Below are 16,040 nucleotides of genomic sequence, written 5' to 3'. Positions count from 1 at the left end.
CCCGATACGACAAACTCGCCGTCCGCTTCCAAGCCGTCCTGACCATCACCATCATCACCGAGTGGCTCTGACCGGCTTATGAAACACGCCTTAGGAGAGGGTCAGGGTGAGGGTCGCCGTGTAGTCGCCCGCCGCGGCGGACGCCGGCACACCGAGGTTCAGCTGGGCGCCACAGGTGAAGGTGCCACCGCTGGCCCCGGCAGCCGAGGTGCAGAGCGCCCGGGCCCCGCCGAGGCCGGCGCCGGGCGCGGCCACCGCGCCCGGGACGACCGTGCCGGGGTTCCCGGCGAGCGGATCGTCGACCGCGACCGCGCTCGGCGTCCAGCCGAGGTTGTCCGCGGCGATGACCCCGCCGGTGCCGGAGGTGAAGTCGGAGACCTGCCCGACGAGGCTCCAACCGGCGTCGGTGCCCCGCAGGTCCGCCACGGTGGCGTCGTGCAGGGCCCCGCTGGCGACCTGGCCGTTGGTCACGGCCGGCAGGGCGACGGCGGAACCGGCCACGCCCAGCGTCAGCGGGCCGCCCTTCACGGTGGCGGTGATCCGCTGCTGGGCGTCGCCCGCACCGGCACCGGTTCCGGCGAAGGTGACCGGCGTGAAGGTGTCCTGGCTGCGGTCCGCGGAGCCGCGGGCCGCGAACGTGATGACGTAGCACTGCACGGCGGTGCAGTCGACCTGCTTGCCGGTGCTGTCGGTGTAGACGGCGCGGATCGGCAGCGTGGTCCGGAACGTGCCGTCGGCGTTGAGCTTGTCCCGCGCGTCGGTCGGCTCGTTCGCCGCGTTCACCCACTTGGTCACCTGGAGCACACCGGCGTTGGTCCAGTGCTCGTCGACCCGGGGCCCGAACGAGACGTAGACGCCGGCCGCACCGTTGGCATTCGGGTCGAAGCCGGAGCCCTCGACGGTGATCGTCGCGCCCGACGGGTCGAGCCCGCCGGCCGGGGTGACGGCCACCGCCGGTCTCGCCGGCCCGGCGTCGCCGGTGGTGAAGGTGAACGACACCGGGTCGAGCGAGTCACCCGCGGCGTAGAAACCGTTGAACGCCGAAGCGCCGGCGGTGGTCAGCGTCGCGGCCAGGTTGGTGCCGGTCACCGTACCGGCGTCGCCACCCGGGTTTCCGTCGCCGACGGCGATGGTGGCGATGGTCGCCTGCCGTACCGAGACCGGTTCGGCCGCCGTCGTGGTCAGGTCGACGTCCGCCTTCAGGGCGGCGGTGCCGCCGGAGATGGCGATCGTCGGGTTGGCCAGCGCGATGCTGAAGAAGTGCCCGGGGTACGAGAAGACCACCTTGCCGCCGTAGCCGGCACTGGTGGCACCGGTGGCGGCGTCGTGGGTTTCCCCCGTCGACGGGAAGGTGAACGTGCCGTCGGCGTTGACGGTGGCCCCGTTGCTCGCCGCGATCGGCGGGTTGCCGTTTCCGCCGGCGACGTAGTTGCGGAAGGACTCCTTGAAGCCCCAGGTCAGGGTGCCACCGGTGATGTCGGCCCCGGCTGCCGAGGCGGGGCCGGCGCCCACGAGTGCCGCCGACAGACCGAGGGCGGCGACCGCCGCCCAACGCATCGACTGCCGCCAGGCGTTACCGGCTCTGGATCGGACCATGCTGACTCCCCTTCTTGATCAGTTACGGACGGTCAGTAAGGTTAGGCAAACCTAACCAAGGAGTCCAGTGGCGTTCGGTTTGATCATCCGGACCGAACAACCCCTTGTGAGCAGCCGACTTATAACTTAGGTTAGGCAAACCTAAGTCTGCTCGGCCGAGTGGCCGACGCTCTCGTGAGGAACCCGATGCGAACACGGCGTCACGTCTTCCTGGCCGCCACCCTGCTCACCGTGGGTGTCGTCGCCGTCCCACCCCCCGCCCACGCGGGCACCGGACGCGGCCCCGGCGGTCAGACGCTCAGCGTCACCCCCAGCACCGGACTCGGCAGCTCCGGCGCGACCGTCACCGTCTCCGGTAGCGGGTACGACGTCGCCAAGGGCATCTACGTGGCGTTCTGTGTGGACAACGGAGCCGGCGCGGCCCCGGGTCCGTGCGGCGGCGGCGCCGACACGAGCGGCTCGCTCGGTGCCTCGCACTGGATCTCGTCGAACCCGCCCTCGTACGGGGAGGGGCTGGCCGTGCCGTACGGGCCCGGCGGGTCGTTCCGGGTCACTCTCCGGGTCACCCCGGCCATCGGCGCCATCGACTGCACCACCCGCCGGTGCGCGGTGTCCACCCGCGCCGACCACACCCGCGCCGCCGACCGGTCCCAGGACGTCCGGGTCGCGGTGACCTTCGCCCGGTCCGCCTCCCCGGCCAATACCCGTCCGGCGCCGGCCAGCACCGTCGCCCCGGGCCGCGCCCCGTCGGGTTCCGCCGGGGCCCCGGGCGGCACCGCCGCGCCGGCCACCACGACGACCACGACCGCTCCCCCTGCCCCGGCCGGCTCGCCGGGGACCGCCGCCACCGGGGACGGTGCCGCCGTGGCCGGCGCCGCTCCCACCGAGCCGGCGATCAGCCGGGTCAGCGCCGCCACCGGGGCCGGTCGCGGGTGGACCATCGCCCTGCTGTCCCTGGCGTTGGCGGTCACGGCCCTGCTGGGGCTGCGCCGGTGGCGCCGACGGGGCGCGGCCCGGTGACGGAGACCGCCCGGCACCGCCGGCCCACCCGCCCGGCCGCCCACCGCGCCCCGCTCCCCCGGCCCGGGGCGCGGAGCGGGAAGTCGGCGACGGCAGCACCGGTCGGCGCCCTGTTGGCGCTGCTCTGCGGGGTCGCCGTCGGCTGCTCCGCGCCCACCTCGGGCGCCACGCCGGCGGACCCGGCCGCCTGCGGACCGGTCACGGCCACCCTCGGCAACACCGACGTCACCGCGTTGCGGCCGGGACCGACCCCCGTCCTTCCGGCCACCGTCACCTCCGCCGACGGCACCACCGTCACCGTCACCGACGCCAGTCGCATCCTGCCCGTGAACCTCTACGGGTCGATCGCCGAGACCGTGTTCGCACTCGGCCTCGGCGGCAACGTCATCGGCCGGGACACCTCGACCACGTTCCCGGCGGCGGCGCACCTGCCCGTCGTCACCCCGGCCGGGCACGACCTCTCCGCCGAGGCGGTGCTGGCCCTGAACCCGACCGTCGTACTCGCCGACGACAGCATCGGACCACCGGAGGCACTACGACAGCTGCGTGCCTCCGGCATCCCCGTCGTCCTCGTCGAGGCCGAGCAGACCCTCTCCGCCGTACCGGGGCACATCCGCGCGGTGGCGGCGGCCCTCGGCGTCACGGCGGCCGGCGAGCGGCTCGTGGCCCGGGTCGAGGGCGAGATCGCCGCCGCCCGTCGCAGCGCGCCGGAGGGAAAGGCGCCCCGGATCGCCTTCCTCTACCTGCGCGGCACCGCAGGCGTCTACCTGGTCGGCGGCGAGGGAGCCGGCTCGGACGCGATGATCGAGGCGATCGGCGGGGTGGACGCCGGCAGCGCCGTCGGCCTGACCAGGTTCCGCCCGCTGACCAGCGAGGGCCTGATCAACGCCGCACCCGACGTGATCCTGGTGATGAGCGCCGGGCTGGCCTCCGTCGGCGGTGTCGACGGCCTGCTGAAGCTCCCCGGGGTCGCACAGACCCCGGCCGGCGCGGCCCGCCGGATCGTCGACATGGACGACGGCACCCTGCTCACCTTCGGCACCCGGTCCGGCCGGACGGTGCAGGCCCTGGCCACGGCCGTCTACTCCTGCGGCGAACCGTCGTGACCGGCGTCGACACCGCCGTCCGGAAGACGGCGGCAGCCCCCAGCAGGCGCGCGGGACGGCGCGGGACGCCGCTGCTCGCCGGCCTCGGCGCCCTCCTGGTGCTGGTCGCCCTGGTCGCGGCGGGCCGGGGACAGGTCCAGATCTCCCCCGCCGAGGTGCTCGGCTCCGTCCTGCACCGCCTCGGCCTGGATGTCGGCACCCTGCCGGCGAACCCCCAGGGCGAGAACGCGCTCTGGATCGTGCGGTTCCCCCGGGTGGTGCTGGCCGCCGTGGTGGGCGCCGCGCTCGGCTGCGCCGGAGCCGTCATGCAGGGCGTGTTCGGCAACCCACTGGCCGAACCCGGCGTCATCGGCGTCTCCGCCGGTGCGGCGGTCGGCGCGGCACTCGCCATCGTCACCGGCGTCACCGTCCTGGGCGGCTGGACCGTACCCGCCGCCGCCTTCGCCGGCGGGTTGGCCACCACGTACGCCGTCTACCTGCTGTCCCGCTCCGGCGGCCGGACCGAGGTGGTGACCCTGGTCCTGACCGGCGTCGCGGTCAACGCGGTCGCCGGGGCGGTGATCGGGCTGCTCATGTTCGTCGCCGACGAGTCCGGCGTGCAGGCCATCGCCTTCTGGAACCTGGGCAGCCTGGCGTCGGCGAACTGGTCGGCGGTCACGCTGGCCACGCCCTGCCTGGCGGTCGGGCTCGGCGTCGCGTACGCCGACGCCCGCCGGCTCGACCTGCTCGCCCTCGGCGAGCCCGCCGCCCGGCACCTCGGGGTCGACGTCGAACGGCTGCGGATCCGCATGATCGTGGTCACCGCGCTGCTCGGCGCGGCGGCCGTGGCCTTCACCGGCATCATCAGCTTCATCGGTCTGGTGGTGCCGCACCTGGTCCGGATGGTCGCCGGTCCGGGGCACCGCGTGCTGCTGCCGGCCAGCGCGCTCGGCGGGGCGGTCGTGGTGATCGCCGCCGACCTCGCCGCCCGCACCCTGGTCGCCCACCAGGAACTCCCGCTCGGCGTGCTCACCGCGGTCGTCGGCGGGCCGGCCTTCTTCTGGCTGCTGCGCCGCACCCGGGACCGGGCCGGGGGCTGGGGATGAGCCGCTCCGGAGGCGGGGTGGCCCGCGCTCGGCGGCGCTGGGCGGCGCCCCGCGTGCCGACGCCGGTGCCCCCGGGGGCGACCCGCGTCCAGGTCACCGGCCTGCGCGTCGACCGCGCCGGACGGCCGGTGCTGGACGGAGTCGACCTGCGGATCCGCGCCGGCGAGGTGCACGCCCTCGTCGGTCCGAACGGCGCCGGCAAGTCCACCTTGCTCGCGGCCGTCAGCGGCGACCTGCCGGCCGTGGCCGGCACCGTCGAGATCGACGGGTCGCCCCCGGACCGGTGGTCGCCGGTGGAACTGGCGATGCGTCGGGCCGTGCTGCCCCAGCGCAGCACCCTGAGCTTCCCGTTCACCGTCGACGAGGTGGTGCGGATGGGACGGGCGCCGTGGGCGGGTCGACCGGAACAGCGACGCGACGACGCGACCGTCGTCGACGTCCTTGAGCGCTGCGACGTGACCCGCTTCGCCGACCGGCGGTACCCGTCGCTCTCGGGCGGCGAACAGGCGCGCGTCGCGCTGGCCCGGGCGCTGGCGCAGCGCGCCGCCGTGCTGCTGCTCGACGAACCGACCGCGGCCCTCGACCTCGGTCACCAGGAACTGGTCATGCGTATCGCCCGTGATCGGGCGCGCGCCGGCGACGCCGTGGTGGCGGTGCTGCACGACCTGACCCTCGCGGGTGCGTACGCGGACACCGTCACCCTGCTCGCCGACGGCCGGGTGCGCGCCGCCGGACCACCGGCGGAGGTGTTCACCGCACCACTGCTCAGCGAGGTCTACCGGCACGACGTGGAGGTCGTGCCCCACCCACGTACCCGGCTACCGTTGGTCGTCCCCCGACGACGGCGACCGGCCCGGCCCCCCGTCACCCTGGAGGAAACATGAGCCCGACCAGCACCCCGTTCTCGGCCGAACTACGGGCCGCCAGCAAGGAGGCCCACCAGGGCGCCGAGTCCGAAAGCTACATCTCCGCCCTGGTGGCCGGCGACCTGGACCGCGCCGGCTACACCGCGCTGGTGGTGCAGCACCACGTGATCTACGAGGCGCTGGAGAGTGCCGCCGAGGCGATGCGCCACGACCCGGTCGCCGGCCCGTTCGTCGACGACGCGCTGACCCGGCTGCCCGCGCTCGCCGCGGACCTGGAGTTCCTGCTCGGAGCCGACTGGCGCCGACGGATCGAGCCGACCCCGGCCACGGTCTCCTACGCGGGCCGCCTCGGCGAGGTCTGCACCACCTCACCGGAACGGTTCGTCGCCCACCACTACACCCGCTACCTCGGCGACCTCTCCGGCGGCCTGCACATCGGCCGGTCCCTCGCCCGGCACTACGGGCTGACGGGGGACGCCGGGGCGGCGTTCTACCGGTTCGACCGGATCACCGACCCGAAGGCGTACAAGGACGCCTACCGGGCCAGACTGGACGACCTCCCGCTCGACGGGGCGGGACGGGCCGCGCTGCGAGCCGAGGTGCTCGTGGCGTACCGGCACAACACCGAGGTCCTCGCCGCCCTGTCCGGGTTCGTCCCGGCCGCAGCCACGGAGCCGGCGGCGTGACCGGCCCGTTCGCCCCCGACGTGGTCGCCGCCGTATGCCGGCACATGAACGACGACCACGCCGAGGACTCGCTGCTCATCTGCCGCACGCTCGGCGGGCAACCGGCCGCCACCCGGGCCCGGGCCACCGGCCTGGACGCCGAGGGGATGGAGTTCGCGGTCACCGTGCACGACATCGAGGTCCCGGTGCGGGTGCCGTTCGCCCACCGCCTGACCGAGCGCGTCCAGATCCGGCAGGAGGTGGTGCGGATGTACCGGGAGGCGTGCGAGCGGCTCGGGCTGCCCCCGCGCCCGGCCGGCTGACCGACCGGCAGTCGCAACCTGCCCCCGTCCGGGGCGCGGAGGGGCTGGAAGGTGCCCACCGGCTCGGTTCGGCGTCCCGCTGAGCCGGTGGGGCCGTCGCCGGTCAGCCTGTCGACGCCCGGGTGAACTCCATGACCCAGTTGGTCTCCCAGGTGCGTTCGCCGTCGGTGGAGAACGCCTGCTCCCAGTTGGCCACGTTCCAGGTGCCGACGAGGAAGTCGAAGTCGGCCATCAGCGCCCCACCGGCCCTTCGGCGCGGCTGTCGGCGAGCCAGCCGGTCAGGTCCGGCCGCTCCGGCGCCAGCACGTGCCGGGCCCAGGCGACCCGCTCGTGCTCCAGCACCCCCAGCTCCCAGACGCAGCCCGCCCAGGGGCGGTCCAGGTCCACGAAGCGCGTCGGGTCGTCGTCCGGGCAGCCCACGGCGGGCTGACCGGCCACCGCGATCCGCACCTCCACCACGTTGTCCCAGACCCAGCTGTAGGCCAGCAGGTATGCCCCCGTGTCGGCGCCCCGGTGCAGCACCACCCAGCCGGCCGGCGGCGTGTCGTCGCCGTCGCGCGCGGGCAGCAGGCGGGGCAGCACCGCGTACGCGGCCCGCTCCACCTCCGGTTCGATCCGCCGCTCCGGCTGGTCGACGTGGTAGCGCTTGAGCTGGCGGCCGGCGACCGTGAGAGGTCCCGGCACCCGAAGTTCCTTGTCGCGAAAAGCCATGCCGGGACGGTACGGACACTCCACTGACAACTACTGTCAGCAGAATGCGGGCCAGCCGACTGCTCTCCCTCCTGATGCTGCTCCAGGCCCACGGGCGGATGACCGCCGCGCAGCTCGCCGAGCGGCTGGAGGTGTCCACCCGCACCGTCTACCGCGACGTCGAGTCGCTGCACGCGGCCGGCATCCCGCTCTACGGCGAGGCCGGACACGCGGGCGGCTACCAGCTCGTCGACGGCTGGCGGACGAGGCTGACCGGGTTGACCGCGCAGGAGGCGGAGCGGCTCTTCCTCGCCGGGCTGCCCGGGCCCGCCGCCGAGCTGGGCTACGGTGCGGCGGTCGCCGCGCTCCGGGTCAAGCTGCACGCCGCGCTGCCGCCCGCGCTGGCCGACCGGGCCGTCCGTGTCCAGGAACGGTTCCACCTGGACACCCCCAACTGGTACGCCGACGGCGACGCCTCACCCCACCTCGCGGACGTGGCCGAGGCGGTCTGGCAGCAGCGCCGGATCGAGGTGCGCTACCGCAGCTGGGCCGGGGAGGTCGACCGGGTGCTGGAGCCCTACGGGCTGGTCCTCAAGGGAGGCCGGTGGTACACCGTCGCCGGCCGGCCCGGGCGGGACGGGCCGGCCACCTACCGGATCAACCAGATCCTGTCGCTGGCCACCCTCGACGAGGAGTTCCCGCGCCCGACGGGATTCGACCTGCCCGCCTGGTGGCGGGCGCACGTGGTGCGCTTCCGGGCCGGCCTGCACCACGACGACGCGACGATCCGGCTCTCCCCCCAGGGTCGGGAGCGACTGCGGGAGATCGCCAGCGAGCTGGTGGTGGCCGCCGTCGACGACACCGCGGGGGTGCCCGACGACGCCGGCTGGGTGACCGCCGTCATCCCGATCGAGTCGCTCACCCACGCCCACGGCGACCTGCTGCGGCTCGGCGCGGACGTGGAGGTGCTGACCCCGGCCGCGCTTCGGGAGCGGATCGCCGCCACCGCCGCCGGCCTGGCCGCCCTCTACGCCCCGCGTTCCGTACCGAAGGAGGCGACGCCGCGCCCGTGACCCGCCGCGGGCGACGCGCACGATCCGGACGACGCGCGCCGCCGGCGCCCGGCGTCCCTCCACTGGGGAGCATCGCGGGCCACGCTCCGCCGCCGGTTGTGCGACCCTGGGGGCGACCGCCCGGGCCACCGGAGGTGATAGCCACGTTACGACTGTGCGAACTCGTCGCCGCGCCCGACGCCGCCGCGGTGACCCTCGACGTTTCCGCCGGCGCCTGTGCCGCCCTGGTCGCCGCCCCGCCCGTCGGCACCGCCGTCGCCCGGGTGGTGAGCGGGCTGGCCGCGCCGGTCGCCGGCCGGATCCTGGTCGGCGGCCGGGAGGTGACCGCCCTGCCGCCGGCGCTGCGCCGCATCGCCTACGTGCCGGCGGGCGGCGCGCTGCTGCCCCACCTGACCGTGCGTCGCAACATCGCCTACGGCCAGCGCCGGCGGGAGCGGGTGCGGGAGATGGCCGACGCCTGGACGGCGACGGTGGTCGAGCGGCTGGAGCTGGCACCGACGCTGGGTCTGCGACCGCACCTGCTGTCGGAGGCGCAGCGGTTCCGGGTGGCGCTCGCCCGGGCGATGGTCTGCCTGCCCGAGGTGCTGGTGATCGACCTGCCGACCGGGCAGTCCGGCGCCGGACGGCTGACGGACCTGGTCGGCCGGCTCTCCCCACCGGACACGCCGGGCGTGGCCACGCTGGTGTGCACGGCCGACCCGGGCGTTCTGGCCGACGTGCCGGTCGCCGCAGAGGTGGACCGGTGACGCCGGTGGGCCGGGCGACACCGGCGGCGGGGCCGAGCCGCCGTACCCTGCTGCGGGCCACCGCCGCGGCCACCGCCGCCACCGCCGCGGGCTGCTCGGGCGCGCCGCCGGCGGTCCAGGTCGCGGTCGTGTGGAGCGGCGGCGAGCTGGCCCGCTTCCGCGAGGTCGTGGCCGGCTACGGCGCGGGCGTGCAGGTGATCAGCGCCGGCAACGACATCGACGCGTTCCTGCGCGCCCGCCAACTCGCCGGCACCAGCCCCGACGTGGCGATCCTGCCCAGGTCGGGGCTGGTCATCGAGTACGCCCGACGCGGCTGGCTGCGCGAGCTGACCCCCGCCACCAGCTACGCTCTCCCACCCGGCATGTCCGACCTGCTCTCCGCCGACGGCCGGCGCTACGGCGTCTGGGTGAAGGCGGCCCACAAGTCGCTGTTCTGGTACCTCCCGTCGATGCTCCCCGCGCCACCGCGCACCTGGGACCAGCTGGTGACGCTCACCCGGCGGCTCGGTGCGCGGGCCCGGGCGGGCGACGGCCCGGCGCCGCTGGCCGTCGGCGCGGCCGACGGCTGGGTGCTCACCGACTGGTTCGAGAACGTGCTCGCCGACGTGGCCCCGCCCGGCTACTACGAGGCGTTGGCCCGCGGCGAGGCCGACTGGCGGAGTCCGTCGACGCACACGGCGCTGGACCGGCTCGCCGAGCTGTGGAGCGTCGACGGCGCGTTCCCTGGCGGCGGCCGCCGCGCCCTGCTCACCCAGTACGAGGAGTCGGTGATCCAGGTGGTGCACCACCGGTGGGCCACGATGCTGTTCGAGGCCGACTTCGTCGACGACGTCAGCCGCCGGTTCCGCCGGGGCCCGGAGCAGCCGGAGACCTTCCGCTTTCCCGGCTCCCGGGTCGCCGACAGCCCGCTGATCGTCGGTGGCGACGCGGCCGTGGCGTTCGGCGGCTCGGCCCGCGGGGCGCAGCTGGTGCGCTGGCTGAGCGGCGGCTCGGCGTTCCAGCCGTGGCTGCGCGCCGGCGGCTACCTCTCCCCCAACGTGTCCGTGCCGCTGGACGACTACCGCGACCCCGTCCGCCGACGCCTCGCCGCCGAGCTGCGCACGGCCGAGGCGGTGCGCTTCGACCTCTCCGACCGCCTGCCGGGCCCGTTCACCGGCTCCGACGGGGTGGGCATCTGGCGGATCATGCAGGACTTCTTCGCCGACGTCACCAACGGGGTCGCCGCCGGCGAGGCCACCCGCCGGGCCGTCGGGCAACTGGCGGCGGCGGCCCGGTCGACGGGTGGCGGGCGATGAGCCGGGTCCTGGGCGAGCTGGCGGTCCTCGACGACGTCGGGCCGCCCCGACGCGGGCGGGCCTACCCGGCGGCGGGAGCCACCTCGGCGCTGCTGCTGCCCGCCCTGCTGCTGCTCGGCGGCCTGGTGGCGTGGCCGGTGCTGCGTACGCTGCACGCCAGCGTCACCACCGACGGCCGGTGGGTGGGCACGGAGCACTTCCGCACCGCGCTGGCCGCGCCCGGCACCGGTGCCGTGGTGGGACGCACGCTGCTCTGGGCGCTGGTGGTGCCGGCGGTGGTCACCGTCCTGGGCTACCTGCTCGCCGCCGCCTCGCGTCGCTCGCAGGAGGGCGGGCTGGTCCGCCTCATCCTGGTGGTGCCGACCGCGCTGCCGCTCGTGGTCACCGGGGTCACCTTCCGGCTGATGTACGACCCGGATCCGGGGCGCGGGCTGGCCACCCTGGTCGCCGCGACGCTGACCGGCCGGCCGGCGGCCGACGCCCCGCAACTGCTCGGCCCCGGCCTGGTCACGGTGGCGCTGATGTCGGCGTTCGTGTGGGCCTGGGTCGGGCTGGCCGTGCTGGTGTTCCGGGCCGCCCTCGACGCCGTGCCGCCCAGCCTCGCCGACGCGGTCCGCGCCTACGGCGGCAACCGCCGCGACGTGCTCTGGGACGCGCAGTGGCGGCCGCTGCTGCTGCGTACCGTGGCGGTGGTGTTCACCCTGGCGGCGCTCGGCACCGCCCGGACGTTCGACCTGATCCTGGTGATGGCACCCGGCTCGGTACGCGACGAGGCGTCGGTGCTCGCGCTGCGGGTCTGGCAGACCTCCAACGGCGCCACCACCGGCGAGGGCGCGGCGCTCGGCGTGGTGTGGCTGGTGGCCGTGGCCGCCGGCATGCTGGTCACGGCGCTGTTCGTCCGGCAGGCGTGGCCGCCGCCCCGGGACCCTGCGCCCGTCGGTCCCGATCCGGCGGCACCGGCGCCACGGCGGGCGACCCGGCTGCTGGTGGCGGGCGCAGCGGTCGCCTGGCTGGTGCCGCTCGGGGTGCTGCTCGCCACCTCGCTGCACGGCACGGTGGACGCGGCGGCCCGGGGCTGGTGGTGGAGCCCGCCCAGCCTCGACTCCTACCGGGACCTGCTGACCGGCGCCGAACTGTGGCGCACGCTCGGCTTCACGCTGGTGCTGGCGACCACGGTCACCGCCGTGGTGCTGGGCGTCGCGCTGCTCGCCGCGTACCCGCTGGCCTGGCTGACCGGGCCGCCCGCCCAGGCCACCGGGCTGCTGCTGATGGCCGCCGCCATCGTGCCGGTGCAGGTGATCGCCGGGCCGGTCAACGAGGTCCTCGGCGTGGTGCTGTCCTCGGGCACGGCGCGCGGGCTGGCGCTGGTGCACGTCGCGCTGGGCGTGCCGTTCGCCGTGCTGGTGCTGCGCAACGCGTTCGCGGACCTGCCCGCCGAGCAGGTGCGGTCGGCCCGGGTGGGCGGGCGGCACTGGTGGGGCACCCTGCGGCTGCTCGCCCGGCACAACCGTCCGGCCGTGGTCGCCGTCGCGGTGCTGGAGTTCGTACAGGTGTGGAACGACCTGGTGGTGGGCCTGCTGTTCAGCGGGCCGGGCGCGGTGCCGCTGGGGCTGTTCCTCGCCGGCCAGACCCGGGGCTTCGTGGCCAACAGCGGGGCGCTCGCCGCGGGCTCGGTCATCGCCTCGATCCTGCCCGTGCTGCTGGTGGTGCTGGCCCGCCGCCAACTCGTCGCCGGCCTGGTCGCCGGGGGCGTCCGATGACCGGGCCGGGGCAGGATCGCCGCTCGCGGCGGCCCCGGCGGCTGAGCCTGCTGCTGGCGATCGGCGGCGTGATCGGCGGCACGGTCAACGCGGTGCTCGGCAACGTGACCGGCAACCTGCTCTCCGAGCTCTCCGCCGCCCAGCTCGGCTCCGCCAGCGCCGGGGTGATCGTGCTCGGTCTCGCCGCCGGCGGCGTCGTGGAGTGGCGCCGCCAGCGACAGCAGGCCGCGACACCGGACGACGCCGAGGCCGCACCCGCCGTCGGCGCGCCCACCCTGCCGTGGCCGGCCGGATTCACCGGGCGGGCCGGGCACGTCGACGCGATCGTCGGGCTGCTGCGGAAGGAGCACGCGGTCGCGGTGGTCGGCCGGCGGGCCGTGGGCACCTCGTCCTGCGCCGTCCAGGCCGCCAACCTGTGCCGGGAGGACTTTCCCGACGGCCAGTACTACCTGGACCTGCGCCGGGGCGGCCGACGGCACGACGCCCGGCAGGTGCTCACCGCGCTGGCCCGGATCCTCGGCACCCGGCCGCCGGCGTCGGGACGCGCCGACGACCTGGCTGGCGCCGCCGACGAGCTGAGCGGCCAGCTCGACGGCAAGGCGATCCTCGTGGTGCTGGACAACGTGGACTTCCCGGCCCAGGTCAGAGCGCTGCTGCCGCCGACCGCGCGGACGTGCCGCCTGCTGCTGGCCGGCACGGGAGCGCTGGCCGCCCTGGACGGGGTGGTGGCGCACGGGATCGCCGAGCCGGACGCCGACGACGCCGTCGAGCTGTTCGCCGCCGCGGGCGCCACCGCGCCCGTCGCCCGGCCGCACCGCCCGGACCCGCGCACCGATCCGGCCGTACGCGCCCTCGTCGAACTCTGCGGACGGCAGCCCCGCACGGTGGCGGAGCTCGGTCGGCGTACGGCGCAGCACGGGTGGCGGCACACCGACGTGCTCGACGCGCTGCGCCGCGCCGTCGACACGCCCCCGCACCAGCACGTCGCCGCCTCCCCGGCGACCCTGCTGGTGACCGCCCGCGACACGGCGTACCACGCGCTGGGCGGCGAGGCGCGGCGGTTGTGGCGACTGATGTCACTCAGCCCCGTGCCGCTGGACCGACCGACGATCGCGGCGCTCGCCAGGCGTCGAGCTGGGGTGTCCACCCTGCTGCACGAGCTGGCCACCGGCGGGTTCGTCACCGGCGCGCCCGGCGACCGCTACGAGGTGCGCCCGCTGCTGGCCCCGTACGCCCGGATGCACCTGCGCGACGCGGAGCCGGCGCGGCGGCGGGTCGCCGCGCAGACCCGGCTCACCCGGCACCTGGCCCGGCGGGCCGAGCGGCACGCCGCCACCCTCGCGGTGGCCGGCTCGCCGCCGGACCGGGAGCCGACGCTGGCACTGGACGACGACCCGTACAGCTGGTTCGACCTGCACCAGGAGCTGCTGCTGGCGGTGGTACGGGTGCCGGCGGGCGCGGCGGAGACCCTGCCGCGCCGCGTGCGCCGCTGGTGGTTCCGGCTGGCGGTGGCGCTGTGCGGGTGGCTCGCCCACGCCGAGCGGCTCGACGAGTGGGCGGAGGTGTGCCGCACGGTGCTCGCCACGCCCACGGCCGACGACCGGCCGGAGATCGCCGGCTGGGCGCACAACGAGCTGGGGGTGCTGCGCCGCCGCCGGCACGACCCGCAGGGGGCGGCGACGGCGCTCAGCCTCGCGGTGGCGGAGCGGGGCCGGCGCGGCACCGCTCAGGCGCGGATGAACCTCGGCCTGGTGCTGCTGGACCTGGGGCAGCTCGACGACGCGGTGGAGCACCTGGAACTGTCGCGGCGGCACCGCTCCACGGCGGACCGGGCCGGGCACGCGCTGACCGACCTCGGGCTGGGCGCCGCCCGGCTGGCCCGGGGTGAGCTGGAGGCCGCACACCACCACCTGGTCCGGGCGGCGAACGCCTTCCGCGCGCTCGGCGACGCCCGGGGCTACGCGGCGGCGCTGACCAACCTGGTGCTGGTGCACGCCGGCCTCGGTGAGCACCTCGACGCGGCGCAGGCGTGGCGGGCGGCGCTGCGCGAGTACGACTCGGTGGCGGATCCGACCAACCGGGCCGCCGCGCTGCTCAACGCGGGTGCCGCGCTGTTGACCTCCGCGCCGGCCCAGGCCCGGCAGGCGTACGGGATGCTGGCCGAGAGCCTGCGGCTGCGCGACGGGCGGCCGACGGCCGGCCTGGGGCGGACGCTGCTGCACCTGGGTGACGCGGCGGCGGCCCTCGGCGACGCCGACGAGGCCCGGCGGCACTGGGCGGACGCGGCGGGCGTGTGCGAGGAGGCGGGGGACACCGACGCCGGGGCCGCGGCGGACGCCCGCCTGATGGGCGACGACGCGCCGATCCGGCCGTAGGAGGCCGTGACCTGACGCTGTTCATGGCCAGGTCGAAGTGGGGCGGTCCCTCACTCGACCGGCCAGACAGCCTCGCGGGGCGGTCCGGGCTCGGCCCAGCACAACCCGCCTCTCGCCTCCGCACCCGGCAGTTCGTCGACCATCCGGCTGATGTCCGCCACCGACGCCAACGACATCGCCAGGTTGCCCCGCAGGTCCGCCACTGCCGATTCGAGGTCGTCCTCCTCCGCCGACCAGTCGATTTCCGCCGCTCGCAGATCGGCCACCGCATGGTCGGTGAGCGCCTGCGGGTCGGTCACGGCCACCTCGAGCCGGCAGTACACGTGGAGGATGAGCGGTTCCGGTGCGCCGACGTCGGTCATGCCCTCCAGGATGGCTCACCCGTCAGGGATGAGGAATGTTCGACCACGGCGATTTCACTTAGGGATTGACCTAAGCATTGCGCTCCCGCATACTTAGGTTCATGCCTAAGCAACTGGGCGGCGGGGACGGAAGCGTCGGCGGCTCCCTCGACGACGTGTTCCACGCGTTGTCGGACCCGACCCGCCGCCGGGTCGTTGAGCTTCTCGGACGGGGGCCCGCGACGACCAGCGAGCTCGCTCGCCCGTTCGACATGGCACTGCCGTCGTTCACCCAGCACCTGGGCGTCCTCGAGCGTTCCGGCCTGGTGACGTCGGAGAAGAAGGGGCGGGTGCGGACCTACCGGCTCGCACCCGAACCGCTCGCCCAGGTCGACACCTGGCTCGCCGTTCAGCGTGCGGTGTGGACCCGACGCCTCGACCAGTTCGACTCGTTTCTCCACGACCTGAAGGAGCAGCAGACATGACCGCCTACCCCAGCGTGAACCCGGATCTCGACCTCGTCCTGGAGCGCACCGTCGACGTCGCGCCCGAGCTGGTCTGGAAGGCCTGGACCACACCCGAGCTGATCGTGCAGTGGTTCGCCCCGAAGCCCTGGTCGACCTCGTCCTGCGAGATCGACCTCCAGCCCGGCGGCAGGTTCGACACCGTCATGCGCTCGCCCGAGGGCGAGGAGTATCCGAGCAACGGCTGCATCCTGGTCGTCGAGGAGGGCTCGACGCTGGCCTTCACCTCGGGGCTGGGCGCCGGCTTCCGCCCCCAGGTCATCAAGGACGACTTCCCGTTCACCGCGATCATCAGGATCGAGCGCGCCGGCAACGGCACGAGGTACACCGCCACAGCGATCCACGCCGACGCCTCGGCGAGGAAGTCCCACGAGGAGATGGGATTCGCCGAGGGCTGGAGCGCCGCGCTGGACCAACTGGTCGAGGTCGTGAAGGACCTCTGACGGCCGAGGGGCCAGCCGTTCGGACGATCGCCGTGGTGGGGGGGGGGGGGGGGGGGGGGCGGCGCCCCCCCCCCCCCCCCCCCCCCCCCCCCACCAGAGCGGGGGGGGCAACGGCGCGGGGGTGTGGTGGTG

At 75.4% G+C, this 16,040-nt stretch carries 17 protein-coding genes; 13 read left to right on the top strand and 4 right to left on the bottom strand.

Annotated features, from left to right (window positions below; translation table 11 throughout):
* Nucleotides 1-90: 90 nt before the first annotated feature.
* A complete protein-coding gene (locus tag AB0D32_RS32245; RefSeq protein WP_357098582.1) occupies nucleotides 91-1,596 on the bottom strand; it encodes an HtaA domain-containing protein in 1,506 nt (501 codons plus the stop codon).
* 186 nt (nucleotides 1,597-1,782) lie between these two features.
* Between AB0D32_RS32245 and AB0D32_RS32240 the strand changes: the two genes are divergently transcribed.
* The 6 genes from AB0D32_RS32240 to AB0D32_RS32215 are packed head-to-tail and all read left to right on the top strand — an operon-like array spanning nucleotide 1,783 to nucleotide 6,661.
* Nucleotides 1,783-2,616, top strand: a complete 834-nt coding sequence (locus tag AB0D32_RS32240) for a hypothetical protein (protein WP_357098579.1) — start codon at nucleotides 1,783-1,785, stop codon at nucleotides 2,614-2,616.
* Nucleotides 2,613-3,722, top strand: a complete 1,110-nt coding sequence (locus tag AB0D32_RS32235) for an ABC transporter substrate-binding protein (protein WP_357098576.1) — start codon at nucleotides 2,613-2,615, stop codon at nucleotides 3,720-3,722. Before AB0D32_RS32240 ends, AB0D32_RS32235 begins: the two co-directional genes overlap by 4 nt.
* Nucleotides 3,719-4,807 (top strand): iron ABC transporter permease, encoded by a 1,089-nt coding sequence (locus tag AB0D32_RS32230; RefSeq protein ID WP_357098573.1) that lies wholly within the window; start codon nucleotides 3,719-3,721, stop codon nucleotides 4,805-4,807. The genes AB0D32_RS32235 and AB0D32_RS32230 overlap by 4 nt, the downstream gene beginning before the upstream one ends.
* A complete protein-coding gene (locus tag AB0D32_RS32225) occupies nucleotides 4,804-5,691 on the top strand; it encodes a heme ABC transporter ATP-binding protein (RefSeq protein ID WP_357098570.1) in 888 nt (295 codons plus the stop codon). Before AB0D32_RS32230 ends, AB0D32_RS32225 begins: the two co-directional genes overlap by 4 nt.
* Nucleotides 5,688-6,359: a biliverdin-producing heme oxygenase gene (locus tag AB0D32_RS32220; RefSeq protein ID WP_357098567.1), complete on the top strand. Its 672-nt coding sequence runs from the start codon at nucleotides 5,688-5,690 to the stop codon at nucleotides 6,357-6,359. The genes AB0D32_RS32225 and AB0D32_RS32220 overlap by 4 nt, the downstream gene beginning before the upstream one ends.
* Nucleotides 6,356-6,661, top strand: coding sequence for a DUF2470 domain-containing protein (locus AB0D32_RS32215; RefSeq protein ID WP_357098564.1), 306 nt, complete (start codon nucleotides 6,356-6,358; stop codon nucleotides 6,659-6,661). Before AB0D32_RS32220 ends, AB0D32_RS32215 begins: the two co-directional genes overlap by 4 nt.
* A 103-nt stretch (nucleotides 6,662-6,764) precedes the next feature.
* Here AB0D32_RS32215 and AB0D32_RS32210 read toward each other — a convergent pair whose 3' ends face one another.
* Nucleotides 6,765-6,893 (bottom strand): hypothetical protein, encoded by a 129-nt coding sequence (locus AB0D32_RS32210; protein ID WP_357098561.1) that lies wholly within the window; start codon nucleotides 6,891-6,893, stop codon nucleotides 6,765-6,767.
* Complete coding sequence (locus tag AB0D32_RS32205; RefSeq protein ID WP_357098558.1) at nucleotides 6,893-7,372, bottom strand: hypothetical protein; 480 nt, start codon at nucleotides 7,370-7,372, stop codon at nucleotides 6,893-6,895. Before AB0D32_RS32205 ends, AB0D32_RS32210 begins: the two co-directional genes overlap by 1 nt.
* 44 nt (nucleotides 7,373-7,416) lie before the next feature.
* On the opposite strand from AB0D32_RS32205, the gene AB0D32_RS32200 reads away from it, so the two are divergent.
* From AB0D32_RS32200 to AB0D32_RS32180, 5 genes are all read left to right on the top strand, one after another.
* The gene (locus AB0D32_RS32200) at nucleotides 7,417-8,424 is read left to right on the top strand and encodes a YafY family protein (protein WP_357098555.1); all 1,008 of its coding nucleotides are present in this window, start codon (nucleotides 7,417-7,419) and stop codon (nucleotides 8,422-8,424) included.
* A gap of 134 nt (nucleotides 8,425-8,558) precedes the next feature.
* On the top strand, nucleotides 8,559-9,170 hold the full coding sequence (locus tag AB0D32_RS32195; protein ID WP_357098552.1) for an ATP-binding cassette domain-containing protein: 612 nt from the start codon (nucleotides 8,559-8,561) through the stop codon (nucleotides 9,168-9,170).
* On the top strand, nucleotides 9,167-10,465 hold the full coding sequence (locus AB0D32_RS32190) for an extracellular solute-binding protein (RefSeq protein ID WP_357098547.1): 1,299 nt from the start codon (nucleotides 9,167-9,169) through the stop codon (nucleotides 10,463-10,465). Before AB0D32_RS32195 ends, AB0D32_RS32190 begins: the two co-directional genes overlap by 4 nt.
* Entirely contained in the window at nucleotides 10,462-12,225 is a 1,764-nt protein-coding gene (locus tag AB0D32_RS32185) for an ABC transporter permease subunit (protein ID WP_357098544.1), read from the top strand. Before AB0D32_RS32190 ends, AB0D32_RS32185 begins: the two co-directional genes overlap by 4 nt.
* Complete coding sequence (locus AB0D32_RS32180) at nucleotides 12,222-14,600, top strand: tetratricopeptide repeat protein (RefSeq protein WP_357098540.1); 2,379 nt, start codon at nucleotides 12,222-12,224, stop codon at nucleotides 14,598-14,600. Before AB0D32_RS32185 ends, AB0D32_RS32180 begins: the two co-directional genes overlap by 4 nt.
* A gap of 50 nt (nucleotides 14,601-14,650) precedes the next feature.
* Here AB0D32_RS32180 and AB0D32_RS32175 read toward each other — a convergent pair whose 3' ends face one another.
* Nucleotides 14,651-14,962 (bottom strand): hypothetical protein, encoded by a 312-nt coding sequence (locus AB0D32_RS32175; protein WP_357098537.1) that lies wholly within the window; start codon nucleotides 14,960-14,962, stop codon nucleotides 14,651-14,653.
* A 101-nt stretch (nucleotides 14,963-15,063) separates the two neighbouring features.
* Between AB0D32_RS32175 and AB0D32_RS32170 the strand changes: the two genes are divergently transcribed.
* Entirely contained in the window at nucleotides 15,064-15,426 is a 363-nt protein-coding gene (locus tag AB0D32_RS32170; protein WP_357098534.1) for a metalloregulator ArsR/SmtB family transcription factor, read from the top strand.
* The gene (locus AB0D32_RS32165) at nucleotides 15,423-15,908 is read left to right on the top strand and encodes an SRPBCC family protein (RefSeq protein WP_357098531.1); all 486 of its coding nucleotides are present in this window, start codon (nucleotides 15,423-15,425) and stop codon (nucleotides 15,906-15,908) included. Before AB0D32_RS32170 ends, AB0D32_RS32165 begins: the two co-directional genes overlap by 4 nt.
* Nucleotides 15,909-16,040 lie beyond the last annotated feature (132 nt).

This window comes from Micromonospora sp. NPDC048170 (assembly GCF_040652795.1).
Taxonomy (GTDB): Bacteria; Actinomycetota; Actinomycetes; order Mycobacteriales; family Micromonosporaceae; genus Micromonospora.
Note: the sequence above shows the minus strand (reverse complement) of the source record. Positions and strands in the feature narration are given on the sequence as shown.